The organism is Shimia biformata (genome assembly GCF_016888515.1).
Classification (GTDB): Bacteria; Pseudomonadota; Alphaproteobacteria; order Rhodobacterales; family Rhodobacteraceae; genus Shimia_A; species Shimia_A biformata.
The window spans coordinates 3,076,939-3,094,945 of sequence record NZ_JAFEJK010000001.1 but is presented as its reverse complement, the minus strand read 5'-3'; the positions used below and the strand labels follow the sequence as shown (position 1 = coordinate 3,094,945).

15 protein-coding genes are annotated in these 18,007 nt (G+C 60.3%); 3 read left to right on the top strand and 12 right to left on the bottom strand.

Annotated elements, in window-relative coordinates:
• The first annotated feature begins 14 nt into the window (after positions 1-14).
• A complete protein-coding gene (locus JQ863_RS15180; protein WP_204114990.1) occupies positions 15-986 on the top strand; it encodes a YcaO-like family protein in 972 nt (323 codons plus the stop codon).
• On the opposite strand, the gene JQ863_RS15175 is transcribed toward JQ863_RS15180, so the two are convergent.
• Positions 983-1,528, bottom strand: a complete 546-nt coding sequence (locus JQ863_RS15175; RefSeq protein WP_204114989.1) for a hypothetical protein — start codon at positions 1,526-1,528, stop codon at positions 983-985. The genes JQ863_RS15180 and JQ863_RS15175 overlap by 4 nt on opposite strands.
• A 320-nt stretch (positions 1,529-1,848) precedes the next feature.
• On the opposite strand from JQ863_RS15175, the gene JQ863_RS15170 reads away from it, so the two are divergent.
• A complete protein-coding gene (locus tag JQ863_RS15170) occupies positions 1,849-6,228 on the top strand; it encodes an Ig-like domain-containing protein (RefSeq protein WP_204114988.1) in 4,380 nt (1,459 codons plus the stop codon).
• Positions 6,229-6,347: 119 nt separating this feature from the next.
• Here JQ863_RS15170 and JQ863_RS15165 read toward each other — a convergent pair whose 3' ends face one another.
• The gene (locus JQ863_RS15165) at positions 6,348-7,031 is read right to left on the bottom strand and encodes a GntR family transcriptional regulator (protein ID WP_204114987.1); all 684 of its coding nucleotides are present in this window, start codon (positions 7,029-7,031) and stop codon (positions 6,348-6,350) included.
• A 161-nt stretch (positions 7,032-7,192) separates the two neighbouring features.
• Here JQ863_RS15165 and JQ863_RS15160 point away from each other — a divergent pair, with 161 nt between their 5' ends.
• Complete coding sequence (locus JQ863_RS15160; RefSeq protein ID WP_204114986.1) at positions 7,193-8,209, top strand: Ldh family oxidoreductase; 1,017 nt, start codon at positions 7,193-7,195, stop codon at positions 8,207-8,209.
• A gap of 32 nt (positions 8,210-8,241) precedes the next feature.
• On the opposite strand, the gene JQ863_RS15155 is transcribed toward JQ863_RS15160, so the two are convergent.
• From JQ863_RS15155 to JQ863_RS15110, 10 genes are all read right to left on the bottom strand, one after another.
• Positions 8,242-9,267, bottom strand: coding sequence for a trans-3-hydroxy-L-proline dehydratase (locus tag JQ863_RS15155; protein WP_204114985.1), 1,026 nt, complete (start codon positions 9,265-9,267; stop codon positions 8,242-8,244).
• Between the two features lie 9 nt (positions 9,268-9,276).
• Positions 9,277-10,380, bottom strand: a complete 1,104-nt coding sequence (locus JQ863_RS15150; protein ID WP_204114984.1) for a cis-3-hydroxy-L-proline dehydratase — start codon at positions 10,378-10,380, stop codon at positions 9,277-9,279.
• Positions 10,381-10,391: 11 nt separating this feature from the next.
• Positions 10,392-11,633, bottom strand: coding sequence for an FAD-dependent oxidoreductase (locus tag JQ863_RS15145; protein ID WP_204114983.1), 1,242 nt, complete (start codon positions 11,631-11,633; stop codon positions 10,392-10,394).
• Between the two features lie 9 nt (positions 11,634-11,642).
• Positions 11,643-12,953, bottom strand: coding sequence for a TRAP transporter large permease (locus tag JQ863_RS15140; protein WP_204114982.1), 1,311 nt, complete (start codon positions 12,951-12,953; stop codon positions 11,643-11,645).
• A gap of 3 nt (positions 12,954-12,956) precedes the next feature.
• Complete coding sequence (locus JQ863_RS15135; protein WP_204114981.1) at positions 12,957-13,490, bottom strand: TRAP transporter small permease subunit; 534 nt, start codon at positions 13,488-13,490, stop codon at positions 12,957-12,959.
• 55 nt (positions 13,491-13,545) lie between these two features.
• Positions 13,546-14,610 (bottom strand): TRAP transporter substrate-binding protein DctP, encoded by a 1,065-nt coding sequence (gene dctP, locus JQ863_RS15130; protein WP_204114980.1) that lies wholly within the window; start codon positions 14,608-14,610, stop codon positions 13,546-13,548.
• A 92-nt stretch (positions 14,611-14,702) separates the two neighbouring features.
• Positions 14,703-15,635 (bottom strand): 4-hydroxyproline epimerase, encoded by a 933-nt coding sequence (locus JQ863_RS15125; protein ID WP_204114979.1) that lies wholly within the window; start codon positions 15,633-15,635, stop codon positions 14,703-14,705.
• On the bottom strand, positions 15,626-16,585 hold the full coding sequence (locus tag JQ863_RS15120; protein WP_204114978.1) for a dihydrodipicolinate synthase family protein: 960 nt from the start codon (positions 16,583-16,585) through the stop codon (positions 15,626-15,628). The genes JQ863_RS15125 and JQ863_RS15120 overlap by 10 nt, the downstream gene beginning before the upstream one ends.
• A 37-nt stretch (positions 16,586-16,622) precedes the next feature.
• Positions 16,623-17,345, bottom strand: a complete 723-nt coding sequence (locus tag JQ863_RS15115) for an amino acid ABC transporter ATP-binding protein (RefSeq protein ID WP_204114977.1) — start codon at positions 17,343-17,345, stop codon at positions 16,623-16,625.
• Complete coding sequence (locus JQ863_RS15110; RefSeq protein WP_204114976.1) at positions 17,342-18,004, bottom strand: amino acid ABC transporter permease; 663 nt, start codon at positions 18,002-18,004, stop codon at positions 17,342-17,344. The genes JQ863_RS15115 and JQ863_RS15110 overlap by 4 nt, the downstream gene beginning before the upstream one ends.
• Positions 18,005-18,007: the final 3 nt, after the last annotated feature.

Below are 18,007 nucleotides of genomic sequence, written 5' to 3'. Positions count from 1 at the left end.
AATCGGGAAAAATAATGTCAAAGGCCATTGTCGAGACTGCCGAAAAAATGGGGTGTATTACATCCGCGTCCCTCTCGAAAATGCCGAGTGATGCACCTCTGGCTGTGTCGGTGCGATTGATAAACACGCGGAATGGTAGCTTGCCGCCGGCCAATCCGATGGGGCGACGGGTTGCGACCGGGGTTGGCGCGACGCCGGAGCAAGCCGCACTCCTGTCCGGATTTGAGGCAATTGAACGGTACTCGCTTCAATTCGACAACCGGCTGACCGACCGGATGCATTCATTTTGGTCAAGCAAGGGCATGCCAGTCATTCGAGGGCGCGCCGAACTGGCTCTGGGTGCGCCGGAGGCGGGGCTAACTGTCAGTTCCAAAGGCGCGGCGGCGGGTCCGGATCGGGACGGGGCGGCCAGGTCGGCAATCTTCGAACTCTTTGAACATGCATGTGTTGATCGGCTTATGACGCGGCCGGGTGAGTTGGTTGAGATTGATCCGAATGAGATTGGTGAACTGGGTGCTGTGAATGCATGGTTGGATGGGCAGCTGCGTCGCCTGCGCCTGTTTGCCTGGCGCAATCCCAAAGCCGGGGTCTTTGTGGCTGCGCGATGCTCAGATGTGACGGGGCATCGAGCGACACAGGGCACGGCCTTTTCATTCAGTAGCGGTCAAGCTGCCGTTGGTGCGACCCACGAGGCGGTGACATACTGGCGCAATATGGTGTCACTTGAGGATCGCGGTATCGATCTCGCCTCTCTTGAGCAAGCTGACGCCGATGCGATCCGCGCCTATCGCGGTGCCCTGCCTCAGGCGTTCCTGGGGGATGGCTCATCGGCCGGGAGCGTCCCGACCGATCACCCGGAACGGGATTTCAAGGATCTTGCCCGGGCCTATTCGGATTGTTGGGGAGGGTCTCTGGCACTTTTTGATTTCACTGTTCCTGAGATCGGACTTCCTGTCGTCAAGGCCGTTCACATGTCCGAGCTTTAGACGCGTGTCCATTCACCGTGCCGACAGCGCCGAATGAAACTGGTGGAAAATTGCGATGCGTTGGCGATGCCGCGGGTCAATAACCCTGTGCGCAGAGGTTCTAGCAGTGCAGCGGTTGCGGCAGATGGATTTCCGGCCAGAAGAATGGGGACGACCGCAGCCAACGCTTCGGTGACCGCGTCATGCAGGATTTGCCGGATCATGATGGGCAACACCCCGTCGCCGTCAAAGCAGATCGACAGCACCCACTCATGCGTCACGTCGCGCTGCCAAAAACTGGGGTAGCGGACCTGTGTCCAGCCCCCGAGGGGGATATCCACACGTTTTTCCCGCCATTCTTTGCGGACCTCAGGCCAATGCGTGATCTCCAGGACCTTGGCTTCCCATGCTCGTCCTCCGGGTGAGGGGCCAATGTGGTGGCCGTGCAATCCAGGGTCGGAGGCCCCATCACGACATAACCAGAGTTTGTCGATGACCTCACAAAGCTCAATCGGAGCCTGGGGGCCAAAAGTGAAGAGGAGCCTGATTTCACGGTTGGGCATGAGGAACTCCGGTTGCCGGATGAGCTTATCCAAACAAGTTTTGCGTCCGACCGTCAGACCGACGTGAAACCCGCGTGAAATCCTTTCTCCTCACATTGTTGGCGACGTTGAGACGTCAAATCTCTTCATATTTCTTCAGTTTTTCAAAGGCTTTTACGCCTTTCACGTTCGATTGACGCGCGCCTCACGGTCAATTGCGAACAACGCTTACAGCCCGGACCGCTGCATGTCCGGTGTGAATAGCAATGGACCCGACCTGGTCCGTCTGGCCGTTTGCCCCCTTGAACGGGGATGGATCGGCGAACGAGAAAGGACACGACATGGCTCGCTCAATTACTTTCGTGATCGAAGGCGCGGTGAACACCGAAGTTCGCATCACTGAAAACGCAAACGGCACTCTGACTTTTGACATCCAGGTAATGGATGGCGGATTGATCGGGGACCTGCGCGCGCTGTTTTTTGATTTGAACGGTCTGGTTGCCGACGATGGGTTGATGGTGTTCGACGGGGTCGACGTCACTGACACCGCCTTTGTCGAAGAGGGTGTCGATACACTCGGGCGGGACGCCAACATCAAAGGACAGGTGGTCAACGAGTTGGGCGAGTTCGACGTAGGCATCGAATTCGGTACGTCCGGCATGTCGAGCGACGATATCCAGTCAACCAGTTTTACCTTGGCCCATGACGACACTTTTCTAACGCTGGACATGATTGACCTGGCAGATTTTGGCCTGCGGTACACGTCGGTCGGCGAAGAAGGGGGGACGCGAAACGACTCGTTCAAAGTGGGCGATCAGGCGTCGGGCGTTGCTGATAGAGATGGCATTGAAGTGGTCGAAAATACAGCCGGCTCTGTCGATCTTTTGGCCAATGACACAAATGGAACCGATGCAACCGTGATCGGAGCCAGCGACACAGAAGGAGCATTTGACGCCGTGCCGGACGGCTTTGAGCGGACAGTTGCCAGGAGTGGTGTCGAACTGGGAACGCTTCATGTTGGTTTCGACGGTATTGCCAACTTTGACGCAAATGGAGCCCAGGTTGACACATTGGCTTTGGGCGAAACCGTCGACGTGTATTTTTCCTATGTTTCAGAGGCGTTGGATGGGTCTCTGGCCTCTGCCGATGTGGTTTTGACTGTCGTGGGGACCAACGACGCGCCTGTATTGGTGGATGGCACGGCGAACGCCGAAGAGGGGGGAACACCGGTGACGGTGGACCTGACGGTCCTGGGCAGCGACATCGACAATGACGATGATGGAAGTACTCTGGTTTACACCCTTGTCGGGGTTCCAGCCGAGGGAACCGCTACAATTGCCAGTGGCATTCTGAGCTTTGATCCGGGGACGGATTTCGAGGACCTCAATGCCGGAGAAATCCGGGTTGTCACCCTGACGGTTCAGGCAACCGACAGTCACGGTGCCACAACAACGGGAACGGTTGCCATTACCGTTACCGGCACAAATGGCGCACCATCTGCCGTGGCGGATATGCTCGAAGCCGTTGAAGATACCGGACTTGTGATCGACCCGCTGGCCAATGACACGGACCCCGATGCAGGAGACACGCTGGAGATCGACACCATCAACGGCGTCACAGTGGTCGAAGGGGCGACGATCGCCACCGATCACGGGATGATCACGGTCGGGGCCGGAGGTGTGCTGAATTATGTGCCTGATGAGAATTACTCGGGAACCGACAGTTTTTCATACACGGCGACCGATGGGCAGGCTGCAAGCAATTCCGCGACGGTTTCAATCAATGTAGAAGCAGTAGCGGATACTCCAGAGCTGATGCTGACCGGTGGATCCGCCGCGCCGGGTGGCGACCTGACGCCCGTGCCCAGCGGTGCGGATGTGCAAATCAATACGACGACAGACGGCACCCAGACTGATCCTTCCGTGACTGCCCTGTCCGACGGCGGATTTGTCGTTGCGTGGCACAGCTATCAGTCTGGTGTCGGATACGAGAGCTTCTTTCAGGTCTTCGATGCATCCGGTGCGCCCGTGGGGGGCGAGGTGCAAATCAGTTCGGGGGCTGGCGACCAACGCGCGCCTGATGTTCTGGCGTTGGACGGCGGCGGGTTCATTGTCGCCTATGCCTCAACCGGCGGCGCAGACGGCAGTGCCTACGGAATCTACAGCCAGAGGTATGATGCAAGTGGTGTCGCAGTGGGGCCCGAGGTGCTGGTGAACACAACCACTTCGAACCAACAGCAACAGCCCAATATCGCGGCGCTTGATGGCGGCGGCTATGTGATCACTTGGGAGTCCTTCGATACCGACGGCACCGCGTACAATATCTATTCCCAATCGTTTGACATAAACGGCAACCCGGTTGGAGCCGAGACCCTGATCGACAGCCCGGCGAACCCGGAATATGACACTTGGTCTGCCGTGTCCGGGCTGGCAGGTGGCGGATATGTCGTGACATGGTCAAACTGGGTGCCGGGCTCGGGGCAATGGGAAACCTATGCACAGGTTGTAGATGCAGCGGGCGCTTTGGACGGCCCCGCCATTCAACTCAACTCCCAATCCAGCTCGATCGCGACTTATTCCTCTGTGCTTGGCACACCCGATGGCGGGTTTGTCGTGGTCTGGAGCCAGGACAATCCCGGTGAAAACCGCAAGCTTCTGATGAGCCGCTTTGACGCCGGTGGCAATCTGCTCGAAGGCGAGGTCGAGGTCAGTCAGAACGGACCAACTATTCAACACGCTGCAGGTATCACTTTGTTGGAAGATGGCGGGTTCATGATTTCATGGTCTGCCGTCAACCCGACAGACAGTTCAGGCGGTATGTTCGGGCGCCGTTACGATGCCGCTGGTAACCCGGTTTCTGATGAATTCCTGATCAACGACACAGTTGCCGGCCAACAGCACCCGGTGACCAACTCTGGCAACCGGGTGTTGACGACGCTCGAGGACGGCACGGTTGTATCGGTCTGGGGCACTAATCATGGATCAGGAGAGTTGTATTTCCGTCTGATCGACGTGCCTGCCATATCGGATGGGGTTGCGGGTGCGCCAACGGCGATCGCACTGGATGCGGCGCTAACTGATGGCGATGGGTCCGAAACCCTGACCATTACCCTGTCTGGTTTTCCGCCGGGTACCACATTCAATATCGGCACAGCCAATGGCGACGACTGGGTGATTGAGAATGCCCAAACAGTCGATCTGTCGGTGCTGGAGATGGTGATCCCGACCTCCTTTGCTGGGGGAACCGTCACGCTGATCGCAACCGCGCGGGCGACAGAAATGTCCAATGGCGACTTTGCGGAAGTGAGCGACAGCATCAGCCTCGAGATCGCGCCGGCGGATTTGCCGCCGCTGTTCACCGCAGGTGACGATGTCGTCGACATGCGCACAATGACCGCAGGCAGCTACCAGGCGGGCAGTCAATACGACGCGGGTGCCGGCAATGACAGCGTTGTTTTGCCTTGGGATGCGGCAAATGCCGCGACGGCTGGATACGACCTGAGCCAGGTGTTCAACGGAGGCGAAGGCAATGACTCGCTTCATGGCAGCGCCCTCGGTGACCACTTCGAGGGCGGTGGTGGCCGTGACAACCTGCACGGGTTTGACGGAAACGACACCTTGAACGGCGGGGATGGCAACGACTTTGTCGCCGGCGGAGAAGGGGATGACGTCATGGACGGTGGCGCGGGCATTGATATCCTGAGCTATCAATCCTCCCTCACTGGCATCACCCTCAATTCGGGATTGGGAACTGCGACAGGCGAAGGCAACGACAGCTTCCAGAACTTCGAAAGCTATCGACTGTCACAGCATGTCGACTACGTTACCGGGTCAGCCAGCGACGAGGTGTTCCGCCTTTATGGCGGTGATGACGTGATCGACGCTGGCGGTGGTAACGATCAGGTTCTGGGTGGTGCTGGGGACGACACGATGGACGGCGGAGCCGGACGCGACCTTTTGAATTATGCTCTGGCCAGCGGCGCTGTGACGGTTGACCTGGCCGCAGGAATCGCGACCGGCGCCGAAGGTAACGACGTGATCAGCAATTTCGAGGTGGTCTATGGATCCAACTATGACGATCTGATCATCGGCGATGATGACACCAGCGTCGATGGGTGGAACACGCTTCTGGCGCAGGGTGGCAACGACACCGTTTATGGCGGCGCTGGCAATGACTGGCTCGAAGGTCAAAACGGCGACGATCAGATCTTTGGCGAAGAGGGCGATGACCTTGTACATGGCGGCGCTGGCAGCGACTTGATGGATGGTGGCGCCGGAACTGACCGGGCCTACTATGCTGACATGACCATTGCGGTGAATGTTGATCTGTCCACTGGCATCGCCACGCAGGGTACGGACACCGATACGCTGGTATCCATCGAAAACGTCACCGGTTCGGCAGGCAATGACACCATTACGGGTGACGCAGGTGACAATGAATTCACCGGCTGGACCGGAGATGACCTGATGACCGGAGGGGGCGGGGCGGATGTTTTCCATTTTGATCTTCGGGGGACGACGGATTGGGGCGATGACCGGATCACCGATTTCGAAATTGGAATCGACAAGATCAGTCTGTTCGGTTCCGCGTTTTCCACGCTTGGCGATCTCAACGCCCAGCAGATCGGTGGGGATGTTGTCCTTGATCTCGGCAATGGCACCACGCTGACACTGGAAAACTCATTGCTTGGTGATTTGTCCGACAGTGACTTCGTGTTCTGATCGAAGCAACGGTTCGAATTGATACCGCGTGAGGCGAGCCTGTCCAGAGTGGCAGGCTCGTCTCATATCGTTGGCCTGGCGGTTCTGTTACTCCGTGCCGATAGCTGGCGGAGTTTGCCCTAGGCCCCGTCGCCGGTCGCGCGTTTTGCGGCGACCATTTGCAGCAACTGGTCCTTTGTGCGTTCGATATGGGCGGACAACAGCGCGCAGGCTTCTTCCGTTTGCCCCGCGCGGGCGCAGTCGAGAAGTTGGCGGTGTTCCTGTTTGGCCGGTTCGCGCTGTTTCATTACGCTCAGGTGCATGCGGACATAGCGTTCGGATTGCACGTTGATCCGGTCCAGTAGTTCTTTGGTCAGGCTGCGACCTACCGAGGAATAGAGCGCCGAGTGGTATTCGTGGTTCAGAATCCCCCACCGCGCCACGTCGTCCCGGTCATAGGACTCTTCCATCTGCTCCAGAATCGCGTCGCATTCGGCGAAATGTGCGGGCGTCATCAGGGGAATGGCCCGGCGAAACAGGTCAACTTCGATCAGGATGCGCAGGTCGAAGATTTCGCCGATTTCGTCCAGCGAGTGTTTCGTCACCGAGCCGCCACGGTTGTTGGCCCATTGGATCAAGCCTTCGGCGTTCAGACGTTTCAGAGCTTCGCGAACGGGCATTCTCGAGACGTCATATTCCTCGGCCAGCGCTTCCTGACGGATTGCTTCGCCCTCGGCCATTTCGCCACTCAGAATTCTTTCGCGCAGATCGTTTGCAATGATTTCCGGCAGGCTTTGCCTGGATAGGGCCCGTTTGCCAACCATTCTGCTTCCCTCATACGACGCGGTGAATTTTGGATACAATTACCTATTACACGTTGGTTTTCAAGCGGTTGATATTGGCGAGGTCGAAAGATTCGGATTGATTGCCGGTGTCCGAAAAGTGTATCCATTATCCAAAGAAATGGCGCTGCGGAGTTTTGACGATGACATCAATGGTTCAACTTGCCTTGGAAGAGGTCAGGACCCTGGCCGACCGGGTTCTGACGGGGGCTGGCTATAGCGGCGATCATGCGCGCGCAATTTCGGAAATGCTCTATGCCTGCCAATTGGATGACTGTCAGTCGCATGGGCTGTTTCGGTTGTTCATGTGTCGCGAAACGATGCAGGCGGGCAAGATCGACGGCCATGTGTTGCCCGAGTTGCAGCCATCCCAGAACGCCGTTGTGCGGGTCGATGCAAAGGGCGCGATGTCGCTGCTTGCCGTCGAGACCGCCATGCCCGTCCTGATCGAAAAGGCGCGGCGCTTTGGAATGGCGGCGATGGCGGTTAATAACTGTTACCATTTTTCGGCGCTTTGGCCCGAGGTCGAGCAACTGTCAGCGGCGGGCCTGGCCGGATTGTCGATGGTCCCGAGCCATGCGTGGGTGGCACCCGCAGGCGGCACGCGCGGCACGCTTGGCACCAATCCACTGGCGTTTTCCTGGCCGCGCCGGGGCAAATCCCCGTTTACCTTCGATTTCGCCACAAGCGCCTTTGCCCGCGGTGAGATCGAACTGTACCTGCGCGCCGGCAAACCTCTGCCTGATGGGGTTGCCGTTGACGCCGATGGCAAGCCGACCAACGACCCGCAAGAGGCGTTAAGCGGCGCGATGCTGACGTTCGGCGGATACAAGGGCTCTGCCCTGTCGATCATGATCGAGCTTCTGGCAGGGCCATTGATTGACGATCTGACCAGCAAGGAAAGCTTGCGCTTCGCTGACGGCAAAGGGGGCGCGCCGTATCATGGTCAGATCTTGCTGGCTTTTGATCCGGCGCATCTGAGCTGCGGACGGGTTGAGGCCAACGATTCCCGCGCCGAGCGCCTGTTTGCTGACATTCTGGATCAGGGCGCCCGGCTGCCGTCACAACGGCGGTTCGAGGCGCGCAAGCGCAATCTGGCACGAGGCTATGTCGAAATACCAGCAACGCTGCACCGGGATCTGCATGCGCTACAGGATTAATGGGTCCTTGCACCATGAAAGGGGGCTGCGCCTCAGGCCCCCCAGGTGTCACTCAGACGATAACCGCCGGGCCATGGGTCGTCGGGGTCCAGCATGTGCTGATGAATACCCGTGACCCATCCCCGGCCGCTGATTTCCGGCACGATGGCGTTGCGGTCGCCAACCTTGGTGGTGCCGGCGATGCGTCCGGTGAACCGCGACCCGATGATCGAAACCGCCTCGAACACCTGACCGGGACGAAACTGCGCTTTCGCGGCCATCAACGCCATTCGCGCGGACACGGCGGTACCGGTTGGCGAGCGATCGACCTTGCCCGGCTGGATCGCCACGGCGGATTTTCCGGTCAACCCGGTCTCGGTCGGGATCAGTGGTCCGCAGAAGGCGCAGAACGAAATGTGGTCCCAGTCCGCGTTTTCAGGATGTCGAAAGCCAAGCTGCTGATTGGCCGCGTTGGTGATGGTGACACCCAGCCGGCCAATATCCCCGGCCTCGGCCTCGACGATTTCAAATCCCAGAGACGCGGCATCCACCACGACGAAACTATCGCCGCCATAGGCCGTGTCCACGGTGATCGTGCCAAGCCCCTCGACCTCAAGCGGCACGCCGATGCGATCGGCAAAGCTAGGCAGGTTCTGAACGTGAATGCGCTCAGCCTTTCCATTGCGACACTCGGCCCTGACCCTGACCAGCCCACCCGGCGCTTCCAGCGTCAGTTCGGTCACGGGTTCGACCATGGGGATCAGCCCCCCATCCAGAAGAACCGTTGACACGCAGATCGAATTTGAGCCGGACATTGGCGGGGTGTCCTCGGGCTCCATGATGATGAATGCGGCGTCAGCCCGAGGGTTCTTTGGCGGCACCAGAAGGTTCACGTGACGGAAAACCCCGCCACGCGGTTCGTTCAGCACGAAGTTCCGCAAGGTTTCGTCACGGGCGATGAAACTGCGCTGCTCCCACAGCGTATCGCCGGGCGGGGGCAGGACACCGCCGACGATGACATCGCCTACCTCTCCTTCGGCATGGGCGGAAATGACGTGGATTGTCTTTTTGCTGCGCATTGTGCCTCCTCAGGAATAGATTGCGACGGGGTCGCCAAGCGCGTCGAAGATCGGTGTGACGCCCAGGCCGGGGCGGTCGGCGGCTGTCATGCGGCCATTGACCCGCTCCGGCGCACCTTCGGCAATGGTGACCGTGCCATAGGAATTGAAATCCGTCGCGGAAAACGTGAATTCCGACGGGGTCGAGCGTGCCAGATGCGCGATCGTGGCCGTGGTGATATCGCCGCCCCAGGTGTCTTCGATCGTCATCGGAAGGCCGTGGGCGATGCACAGGTCGCGCATCAGCCGCGCCTTGCTGAGACCGCCAACTTTCGAGATCTTCAGATTGATCGCGTCCATCGCATCATCAACGATGCCGCGCACCAACGTATTGGGTGTGTCGATCACCTCGTCCATAACAAAGGGCAGCGCCGTGCGGCGGCGGATCGACAGGCTTTCCTCGTAGGTCAGGCAGGGTTGCTCGATATAGACGTCCAGACCGGCAACCGCATTTACGACGCGCGCGGCCTCGTGCCGGGTCCAGCCGGTGTTAGCGTCCGCGACCAGAAGGTCGGTTTTCTTCAGAACGGCGCGGGTGGCGTGGATGCGGTCGATGTCGTCATTCGCGTCGCCGCCGACCTTGAGCTGAAACTTGGAATAGCCTTCTGCGGCATAGCCCTCGATCTTGGCGGCCATCACCTCGGGCGCTTCCTGGCTGATGGCGCGATAGAGGACAACGTCATCCTGCGCGGCGCCGCCCAACAGGGTATAGACTGGTTGCCCGGTCGCCTTGCCCAACAGATCCCAGCACGCGATATCAACCGGCGCCTTGGCATAAGGGTGGCCGCGCAATGCGGCGTCCATGGTTCGGTTGATGGCCCCGGTGTTCAGCGGATCCTGACCGATCAGGTGGGGCGCAAGCTCGGCCAGACCAGCCCGGACACCCAGCGCAAAGGACGGCAGATAGGCCGATCCCAGCGGGCAGCATTCGGCATAGCCCTTCAGCCCTTCGTCGGTGACGATTTCCAGAACCGTGCTGTCAAAGACCTCGACGAAGTTGCCATTCGACCAGTTATAGCGCCCTTCCTTTAGGGGCAGGTCAACCTGATAGACATTGAGTGCGGAAATCTTCATTGCGGATCCTTTCAAAAACGTAGCGGAGAATAGGCGTCGACCGGAAGGGCCGGGGCCGTGCCGGAGACGAGATCGGCGACCAGTTCGGCTGTGCCGGCTGATTGGGTCAGCCCAAGATGGCCATGACCAAAGGCATAAATCACCGAAGGCGCGCGGGGCGCGCAGCCGATCACCGGCAGGCTGTCGGGCATGGAGGGGCGAAACCCCATCCACTGGCGGCCGCCTTCGGTCTTCAGACTGGGCAGGAAGCGCGCGGCCTTGTTCAGCAGGACCTCGGTGCGCTTGTAATTTGGCGGCAGGGTCAAGCCGCCGAGTTCAACCGCACCGCCGACCCGAATGCCGTTGGCAATTCTTGAGACAACGAAACCATGGTTGCCAAAGGTCAGGTGCGTGTGCAGGTCGAACGCGCCCGGCGGCAGCGTGGTGTTGTACCCCCGCTCGGTTTCCAGCGGAATGCGATCCCCCAGTGTCCGCGCCAGATGGTGAGACCACGCACCAGCGGCGACAACAACCTTATCGGCGGAGTAATCCGAGCCGCGTCCCGTCAGTGTGACCTGTGCACCCGACTGCGACAGCGCGGTAATTTCGGCCTGTTCGATGCGTCCGCCACGGGCGCGGAACTGTCGGGCCAGATGGTCAGTCCACGCCTTCGGGTCAGTGGTGTTCAACCAGTCCGGGGTAAAGACCGCATGGGTGAAACGCGGATGCAGGCCCGGTTGAAGCTCGGCGATGGCATCGGGTTGTTCCAACAACGTGAACTTGATCCCAAGACGGTGCCGCATGTCCCAGGCCGCAAGACTGGCGCGGAACTGTTTTTCGCCTTCATAAAGCTGCAGCTGGCCTTCCCGCTGCATCAACGCCTCGCCGTTGACCTCGCTGATCTGGCGTTCCAGCGCGGCGCGGGACAAGTCCATCAGCCGGGTCTGCGCCTGCACCGACGTTTCATACCTGTCACGCCAGCTGGCCCGCCAGAACCGCAGCATCCAGGGCGCAATCTTCAGCGCATAGGCTGGGCGCACAGAAAGCGGGCCCATCGGGTCCAGCAACCATTTCGGTGCCTTGCGCATGATCCCGGGCGTCGCCAGCGGGATGATGTCGGTAAAGGCAAACGCGCCAGCATTGCCAGCCGATGCCTCGGCCGCCACGCCCCGCCGGTCCAGCACCCGCACGTTCATGCCCTGTGCCTGAAGCCTGAGTGCGACACTGATACCGACGATACCGGCGCCGACGACAATCACATTCAACGGTTTCACGTCACACCTCTAGAGCCCGACAAGGATGGATGGCAGCCAAGTTGCCACCGCGGGGAAAAGCAGCAGCACCACCAGCACCAGCATCTGCGCCGCGACAAACGGAAGAACGCCGCGATACATCTGGCCATAGGTCATGCTGCGTGGGGCGATGGAACGCAGATAGAAGATCGACGGCGCCATCGGCGGTGTCAGGTAAGAGGTCTGGATCACCACCAGAACCAGCATGGCAAACCAGATCGGGTCTATGCCGGCGCTTTTCACGATGGGCGAGAAGATCGGGATGAAGATCAGCACAATCGACACCCAGTCCAGAACGAACCCGGCCAGAAAGACGACCGCAAGGAAAAAGGCGATAATGCCGATATTGCCATGGCCCACGGAGGCCACCGTATCGCGCACCAGATCGCCGCCGCCCGTCACCGCAAAAATGCTGGTGAACATCGTGCCGCCCGCGACGATCAGCATGATCATCGACGTGACGCGCAGGGTGACGCCCAGTGAATCGAGCAGCAGCTTGAAGCTGAGTTCGCGGAACAACAGGGTCAGGCCAATGGTGCCTGCCGCACCGACAGCCGCCGCCTCGGTCGCGGATGCGGCCCCGGCAAGAAGCGACCCCAGCACCATGACAATCAGCGCCAGTGGCGGCAGCATGGCCGTCAGGGTGATCCGAAGCTTCTGCGGCAACGGCACGGCCCGTTCCGAGGCGGGCAGGGCGGGCGCATCCTGGGGCTTCAGAATGCTGCGCATCAGAACGTAGCCCACAAAGAATGCGACCATCAGCGTGCCGGGCAGGATCGAGGCGGCAAATAGCTGACCGATGGAAAGCTGTGCGATCGAGGCATAGACCACGACGATCACGGACGGTGGAATGATCGTGCCCAGCGATCCGCCCGCGCAGATCGTACCGGCGATCAGGTCGTTCTTGTAACGCGCCTTGGTCATGGCCGGGATTGCCATCAGCCCGACTACGATCTCGACCGCGCCGACAACGCCCGATGCGGCGGCAAAAATGGCGCACATCGCAATCGTCGACAGCGCCAGGCCACCGGGCAGTCCCCCCAACCACAGTTGCAGCGCATGGAAAAGCCGTTTGGCAATGCCCGAACGCTCAAGCACCGCGCCCATGAAAATGAACAGGGGAATCGCGGCCAGGACGAAGTTCGACGCCGTATGCAGAAGCGGTCCATAGAGTTGCAGAATGACCAGGTCGCCGAACACGGTATAGCCGAAGCCGACCGCGACGATAATCAACGAGAACGCAACCGGGATGCCGGAAAATACCAGCACGAACAGCGTGGCGAACATCAAAAGGGGGATCATGGATCAGCTCTCCATCTCTTGGATTTCAGAGTCCGCGTCGCCGGGCGTGCGCTCGCCCAAGAGGAATTTCACCGCCTCGGCCGCGAATTGCAGGGCGAAGGCCAGAAGCCCGACCGCGATGACGGCATAAAACGGCCACACCAGCGGCGCCCAGGGGCTGACGCTTTCGACCTCGCCGGTGTGAAATGCCTTTAGTGCCTTTGCCCCCGAAACCCAGGCAAAGGCGAGCGTGATGGGGAACATGACCAGCAGGAAAACCAGCCCGTTCAGACCCTGCTGGACCCGCAGCGGAAACCTCTGCGAAAGGAAGTCAATGCGCACATGCGCATCCTTTTGCAGCGAATACGCGGCCCCCAGAAGAAACACCGATCCGTTCAGCATATAGGACAGATCAAACGCCCAAAGTGTCGGCGCGCCGAACACATATCGCGCGACCACCTCGAAAAGCATGGCGACGATCAGCGCGAAAATGGCCAGCCGCCCCAGGCCGCCAAGAAGGGCCGAGAACCCCTCGATGCCGTTCCTGAAAAAGGTCATTGCACCCTCCGGTTCGAGGTGGCCGACATGCGGTGACCACCCCGTTTTGTTGTTGTCATTCGGCGCTGTCGCGTACCAGGTAGCCCGAGTTTTCGGCCCAGTTCGTCTGGTAGGTCAGGTAGCTGTCGAGGACCGCCTGCATGCGCGGATTGCCCGCGTCGGACAGGCCTTTGGCCTTGGCGCGGGCCCAGTTCCGGCCTGCTTCGCGGATCTTTTCCGACTCGGCGCGTTCCATCACCACCATCTCGACCTTGGTGTCGCGGTATTTCGCCATGGCCGCGATGTCCTTGTCGCCGAAGCGGGTGTAGCTTTCATAGGTGGTCAGTTTGGCCGCAGCTTCGATCGAGGCTTTCAGATCGTCGGGCAGGGCGTCCCAGGTTTCCTGTTTGACAAAGACCTCCCACAGGAACGACGGCTGATGCACGCCCGGCATGATCATGAAGGGGGCAACTTCGTGGAACCCCTCGGTGATGTTCGCGCCGGGTGTCGACCATTCGATCGCGTCGACGCCCTTACGTTGCAACAGCGTATAGATCTCGTTTCCGGGCACCACTGTCGGCACGCCGCCAAACTCTTCTTGCAGCACAGCCGCAAATGCGCCGGACGTGCGGTATTTCACGTTTGCAAGGTCCGCCACGGTCTCGATACGGACGTTGGAATGGGCCATGATCTCGGACGTGCCGATCCCGACGACAAGGCTGTGAAGGCCCATTTCCGTGCGGCGGAACTCTTGCAGCAATTCTTCACCGCCGCCTTCATAGATCCAGTGCACGGTGGCTTCGGGCGACATACCGCCGGGAAAGCTGGCAAAGATCGCATTGGTCGGATCCTGGTTCACCAGGTAAGAGGGGGTCGAATGCCCGGCTTCCACGATCCCGTCCTGCACAACCTCATATGCCTTGAACGCGGGGGCCAGAACGCCGGCACCAAAGGGTTTGATCTCGACGCGCCCCTGGCTGATCGTTTCGACATTGTCGGCAAAGCGCTGCATGAAGTTTTCATACAGGAACGAGCCTTCGCCAATCGCGGCCGTCATTTTCCATTCGACTTCTGCGGCCTGGGCAGGACCCGAAAGTGCGGTGGCAAGCGCCGCCGCAACAAATGTTGAACTCAGTTTCATGGTCATCCTCTGTTTTTGATGTGTCGGTGCGCTTCGATCATTTCGAAGCGCACCGGTGGTCTGGCCCGGTTTTTCCCGGGCTCTGTGGTGCCTCAGGCCGCAATGCCGCGCCTGAAGGGATCTTGTTCGGCAAAGATCAGAGTGCCTTGCGCCATCACGAAAGCCTGACCGGTGATCGAGGGGATGATCCCCCCGTTCGGGCCGGGCTGATACGACAGCCGGTAAGGGCTGCCGATCACGCTTTCCTGCAGTATTTCTGCGCCGGGGTTCAGCCGGCCGTCCGCAGCCAGACACGCCAGTCGCGCCGAACTGCCGGTGCCACAGGGCGAACGGTCATAGGTGTTGTCGGGACAAAGCACGAAATTCCGGCTGTGGATGGCGGGGTTGTCCGATGCGTCCTGGAAAATCACATGGTCCACCAGGTCGCCACCTTCGTCGCCCAACCCGGCGGCCCGCGCCGCGCTGCGCACGGCAATGGCGGCCTCGGTCAGGGCTGCGATATTGCCGGGTTGCACCGGGATGGGGCTGGGGTCCACGATATAGAACCAGTTGCCGCCATAGGCGACGTCCCCTGTCACCGTGCCGATACCGTCAACGTCAAGTGTTGCGCCTTTTTGCATGCGGCGGCTTTCGACATTGGTGACGGTCACCGTCGCCGCATCAGTCAGGTCGATTGACACGATACCGGCCGGGGTCTCTATGCGGTGACGCCCGAACCCGATCCGGCCCAGGTGGAACAGCGTGACGGCCAACCCGATCGTGCCGTGACCGCACATGCCCAGAACCGCGTTCGCGTCGAAATAGATCACACCGGCAATGCAATCCGGGTCTTGTGGTTCGACCAGCAGCGCGCCCACCATCCCCGGTTTCCCGCGCGGCTCGAGCAGGACCGATTTCCAGAACGCCACATGGTCTTCCGACAGGCGGCGCGCGCGCTCGGCCAGCGTTCCCGATCCAAGATCGGGCGCGCCATCGAGAATGACCCGCGTGGGCATGCCGCCGGTATGGCTGTCCACTACATGCATTCGGCGATCACCCCGCCCTGAGCCGACCAGTCTGCAAACCAGGCGCGGAACAGCGCATATTGCTGTTCGCAGTAGTTGCGCTGGGCATCGGTCAGTTCGTCGGTTTCGTTGAAGTGCAGGCGGTATTCCTCTTCTCCGTTCAGGACGAGGAGGTACTTGTAATAGAGTACAAGGTCGGTTCCCTCGTCAAAGCTGGCCAGAACACCAAAGGCTTCTTCCAGTTCGCGCGCGCGCATGCGGGCTTCGGCGTGGCCAGCCGCAGCTTTTTGGGACAGGGCCGCCAGCAGCAGCGCTTCCTTGGGCAGGGCGGTGCCGATCCCGGTAATCGAACCGGTTGCGCCACAGTTGACGAAGCCGTGATAGACCTCGGTGTCGACCCCGACCATCAACGTGACCTGATCGTCCTTCGAGGTGATATGCTCGGCGGCGTAGCGCAGATCGCTTTTGCCACCGAACTCTTTGAAGCCGATCAGGTTCGGATGCTCGGCGCGCAGCGCCAGGAACAGGTCGGCGCGGGTGGCAAAACCGTAAACGGGGCTGTTGTAGATGATGGCCGGGATGTCGGGCGCGGCTTCGAGAATTGCTTTGAAGTGGTTTTTCTGCGCAATGGGCGACGATCCGCGCGACAGGACGCGCGGTATGACCATCAGCCCGGCGGCCCCGATCTTTTGCGCATGTGCGGCGTGGGCAACCGCCGACTGCGAATTGATCGCACCGGTGCCGACGACCACCGGGAGGCCCGCGTCAACAAGGCGCTCGACCCCTTCGATGCGCTGCGCGTCGGTCAGAAGCGGCCAGTCGCCCATCGAGCCGCAGTAGACAACGGCGGACATGCCGGCGTCGATCATTTCACGACCCTTTCGGACCAGGGCGTCGAAATCCGGGGTCCGGTCCGCCTTGCAGGGGGTCATGAGCGCCGGCATCGTGCCGGTAAAGATATTCTTGGTCATTGGTGAGGTCCTTTTTTGGAAATCTGGTCCCGCGTGCTCAGCGCACGTTGGCCAGGAATTTTCGGGTGTGTTCGGATTGCGCATCGCCGAAGATCTGGGCCGGGGGGCCGATCTCTTCCATGACGCCCTGATGGAAGAAGGCGACACGGTCCGAGACATCGCGCGCAAAGCCCATTTCATGGGTGACGCAGATCATCGTCATGCCTTCCTCGGCCAGCATCCGCATGGTTTCCAGCACTTCGCCAACTAGTTCCGGGTCGAGGGCCGAGGTCGCCTCGTCAAACAGCATGTATTCCGGTTCCATCGCAAGCGCACGCGCGATGGCCAGCCGCTGTTGCTGGCCGCCGGACAGCGCCGACGGATAAACGTCAAGCTTTTCGCCCAGTCCGACATGGCCCAGCTGTTTTCTGGCAATATCGCTTGCCTCGGCGCGGGATTTGCCCTTCACGATCCGTGGGGCCAGCGCGACGTTTTCCAGTGCCGTCAGGTGCGGGAAGCTGTTCCACTGCTGGAACACCATGCCCAGTTTCTGACGCAGGCCGTTGATGTCGGTGCCACGGGCGTGAACGTCGGTTCCATCCACGGTCACATGGCCTTGCTGGATCGGCTCAAGCCCGTTGATGCAATAGAGCAGGGTGGATTTTCCCGAACCCGACGCGCCGATGACTGACAGGACTTCCCCTTTCTTGACGTCAAGGTTGATCCCCTTCAGCACGTGTAACGCCCCGAAGTATTTGTGCAGGTCACGAATTTCGATCATTGGGCCCACTTTCTTTCAAGCGTCGCGGCATAGCGCGAAATTGGGTAGCTGAGCGCGAAGTAGAAGGCGCCCGCGAGGGTAAGGATAAGGAACGGTTCCTGGGTGCGGGTGATCAGGATCTGGCTGGCCTTGAGCAGCTCGACATAGCCCAGCACCGAGACCAGGGCGCTGTCCTTCATCACCCCAAGCGCGACGCCGACCCAGGCCGGAAAGACCGCGCGCCCGCCGATCGGCAGAACAACGTGACGCAGGTCCTGCCAATAGGTCATGCCAAGGCTGCGCGCGGCGCGGCGCATCGGTGCCGGGACCGCTTCCATGCCACCGCGGGCGACATTTGCGACCAGCGCGGCGGTGTAGATCGTCAGGATCACGACGCCCGATGCAAACGGGTCCAGATTCAGCCCGACGATGGGGGCGAAGTTGTAAAACAGGACCAGTTGGATGATCAGTGGCACCGACCGGAAAATGTCCAGAAACGGGGCGACCGTCAGGGTCGCGATCCATTTGCCCTCATAAAGCACCCAGCCGAAAAGCACGCCCAGAACGGTGCCAATGGTGATCGACAGGGCAGAGATCCACATGGTCCGCAGGGCCGCTTCGCCCAGGAACCACAGGTCGTTCAACGTGAAGCCACTGAAAAAGCTGACAGTCGGTTCCATTGC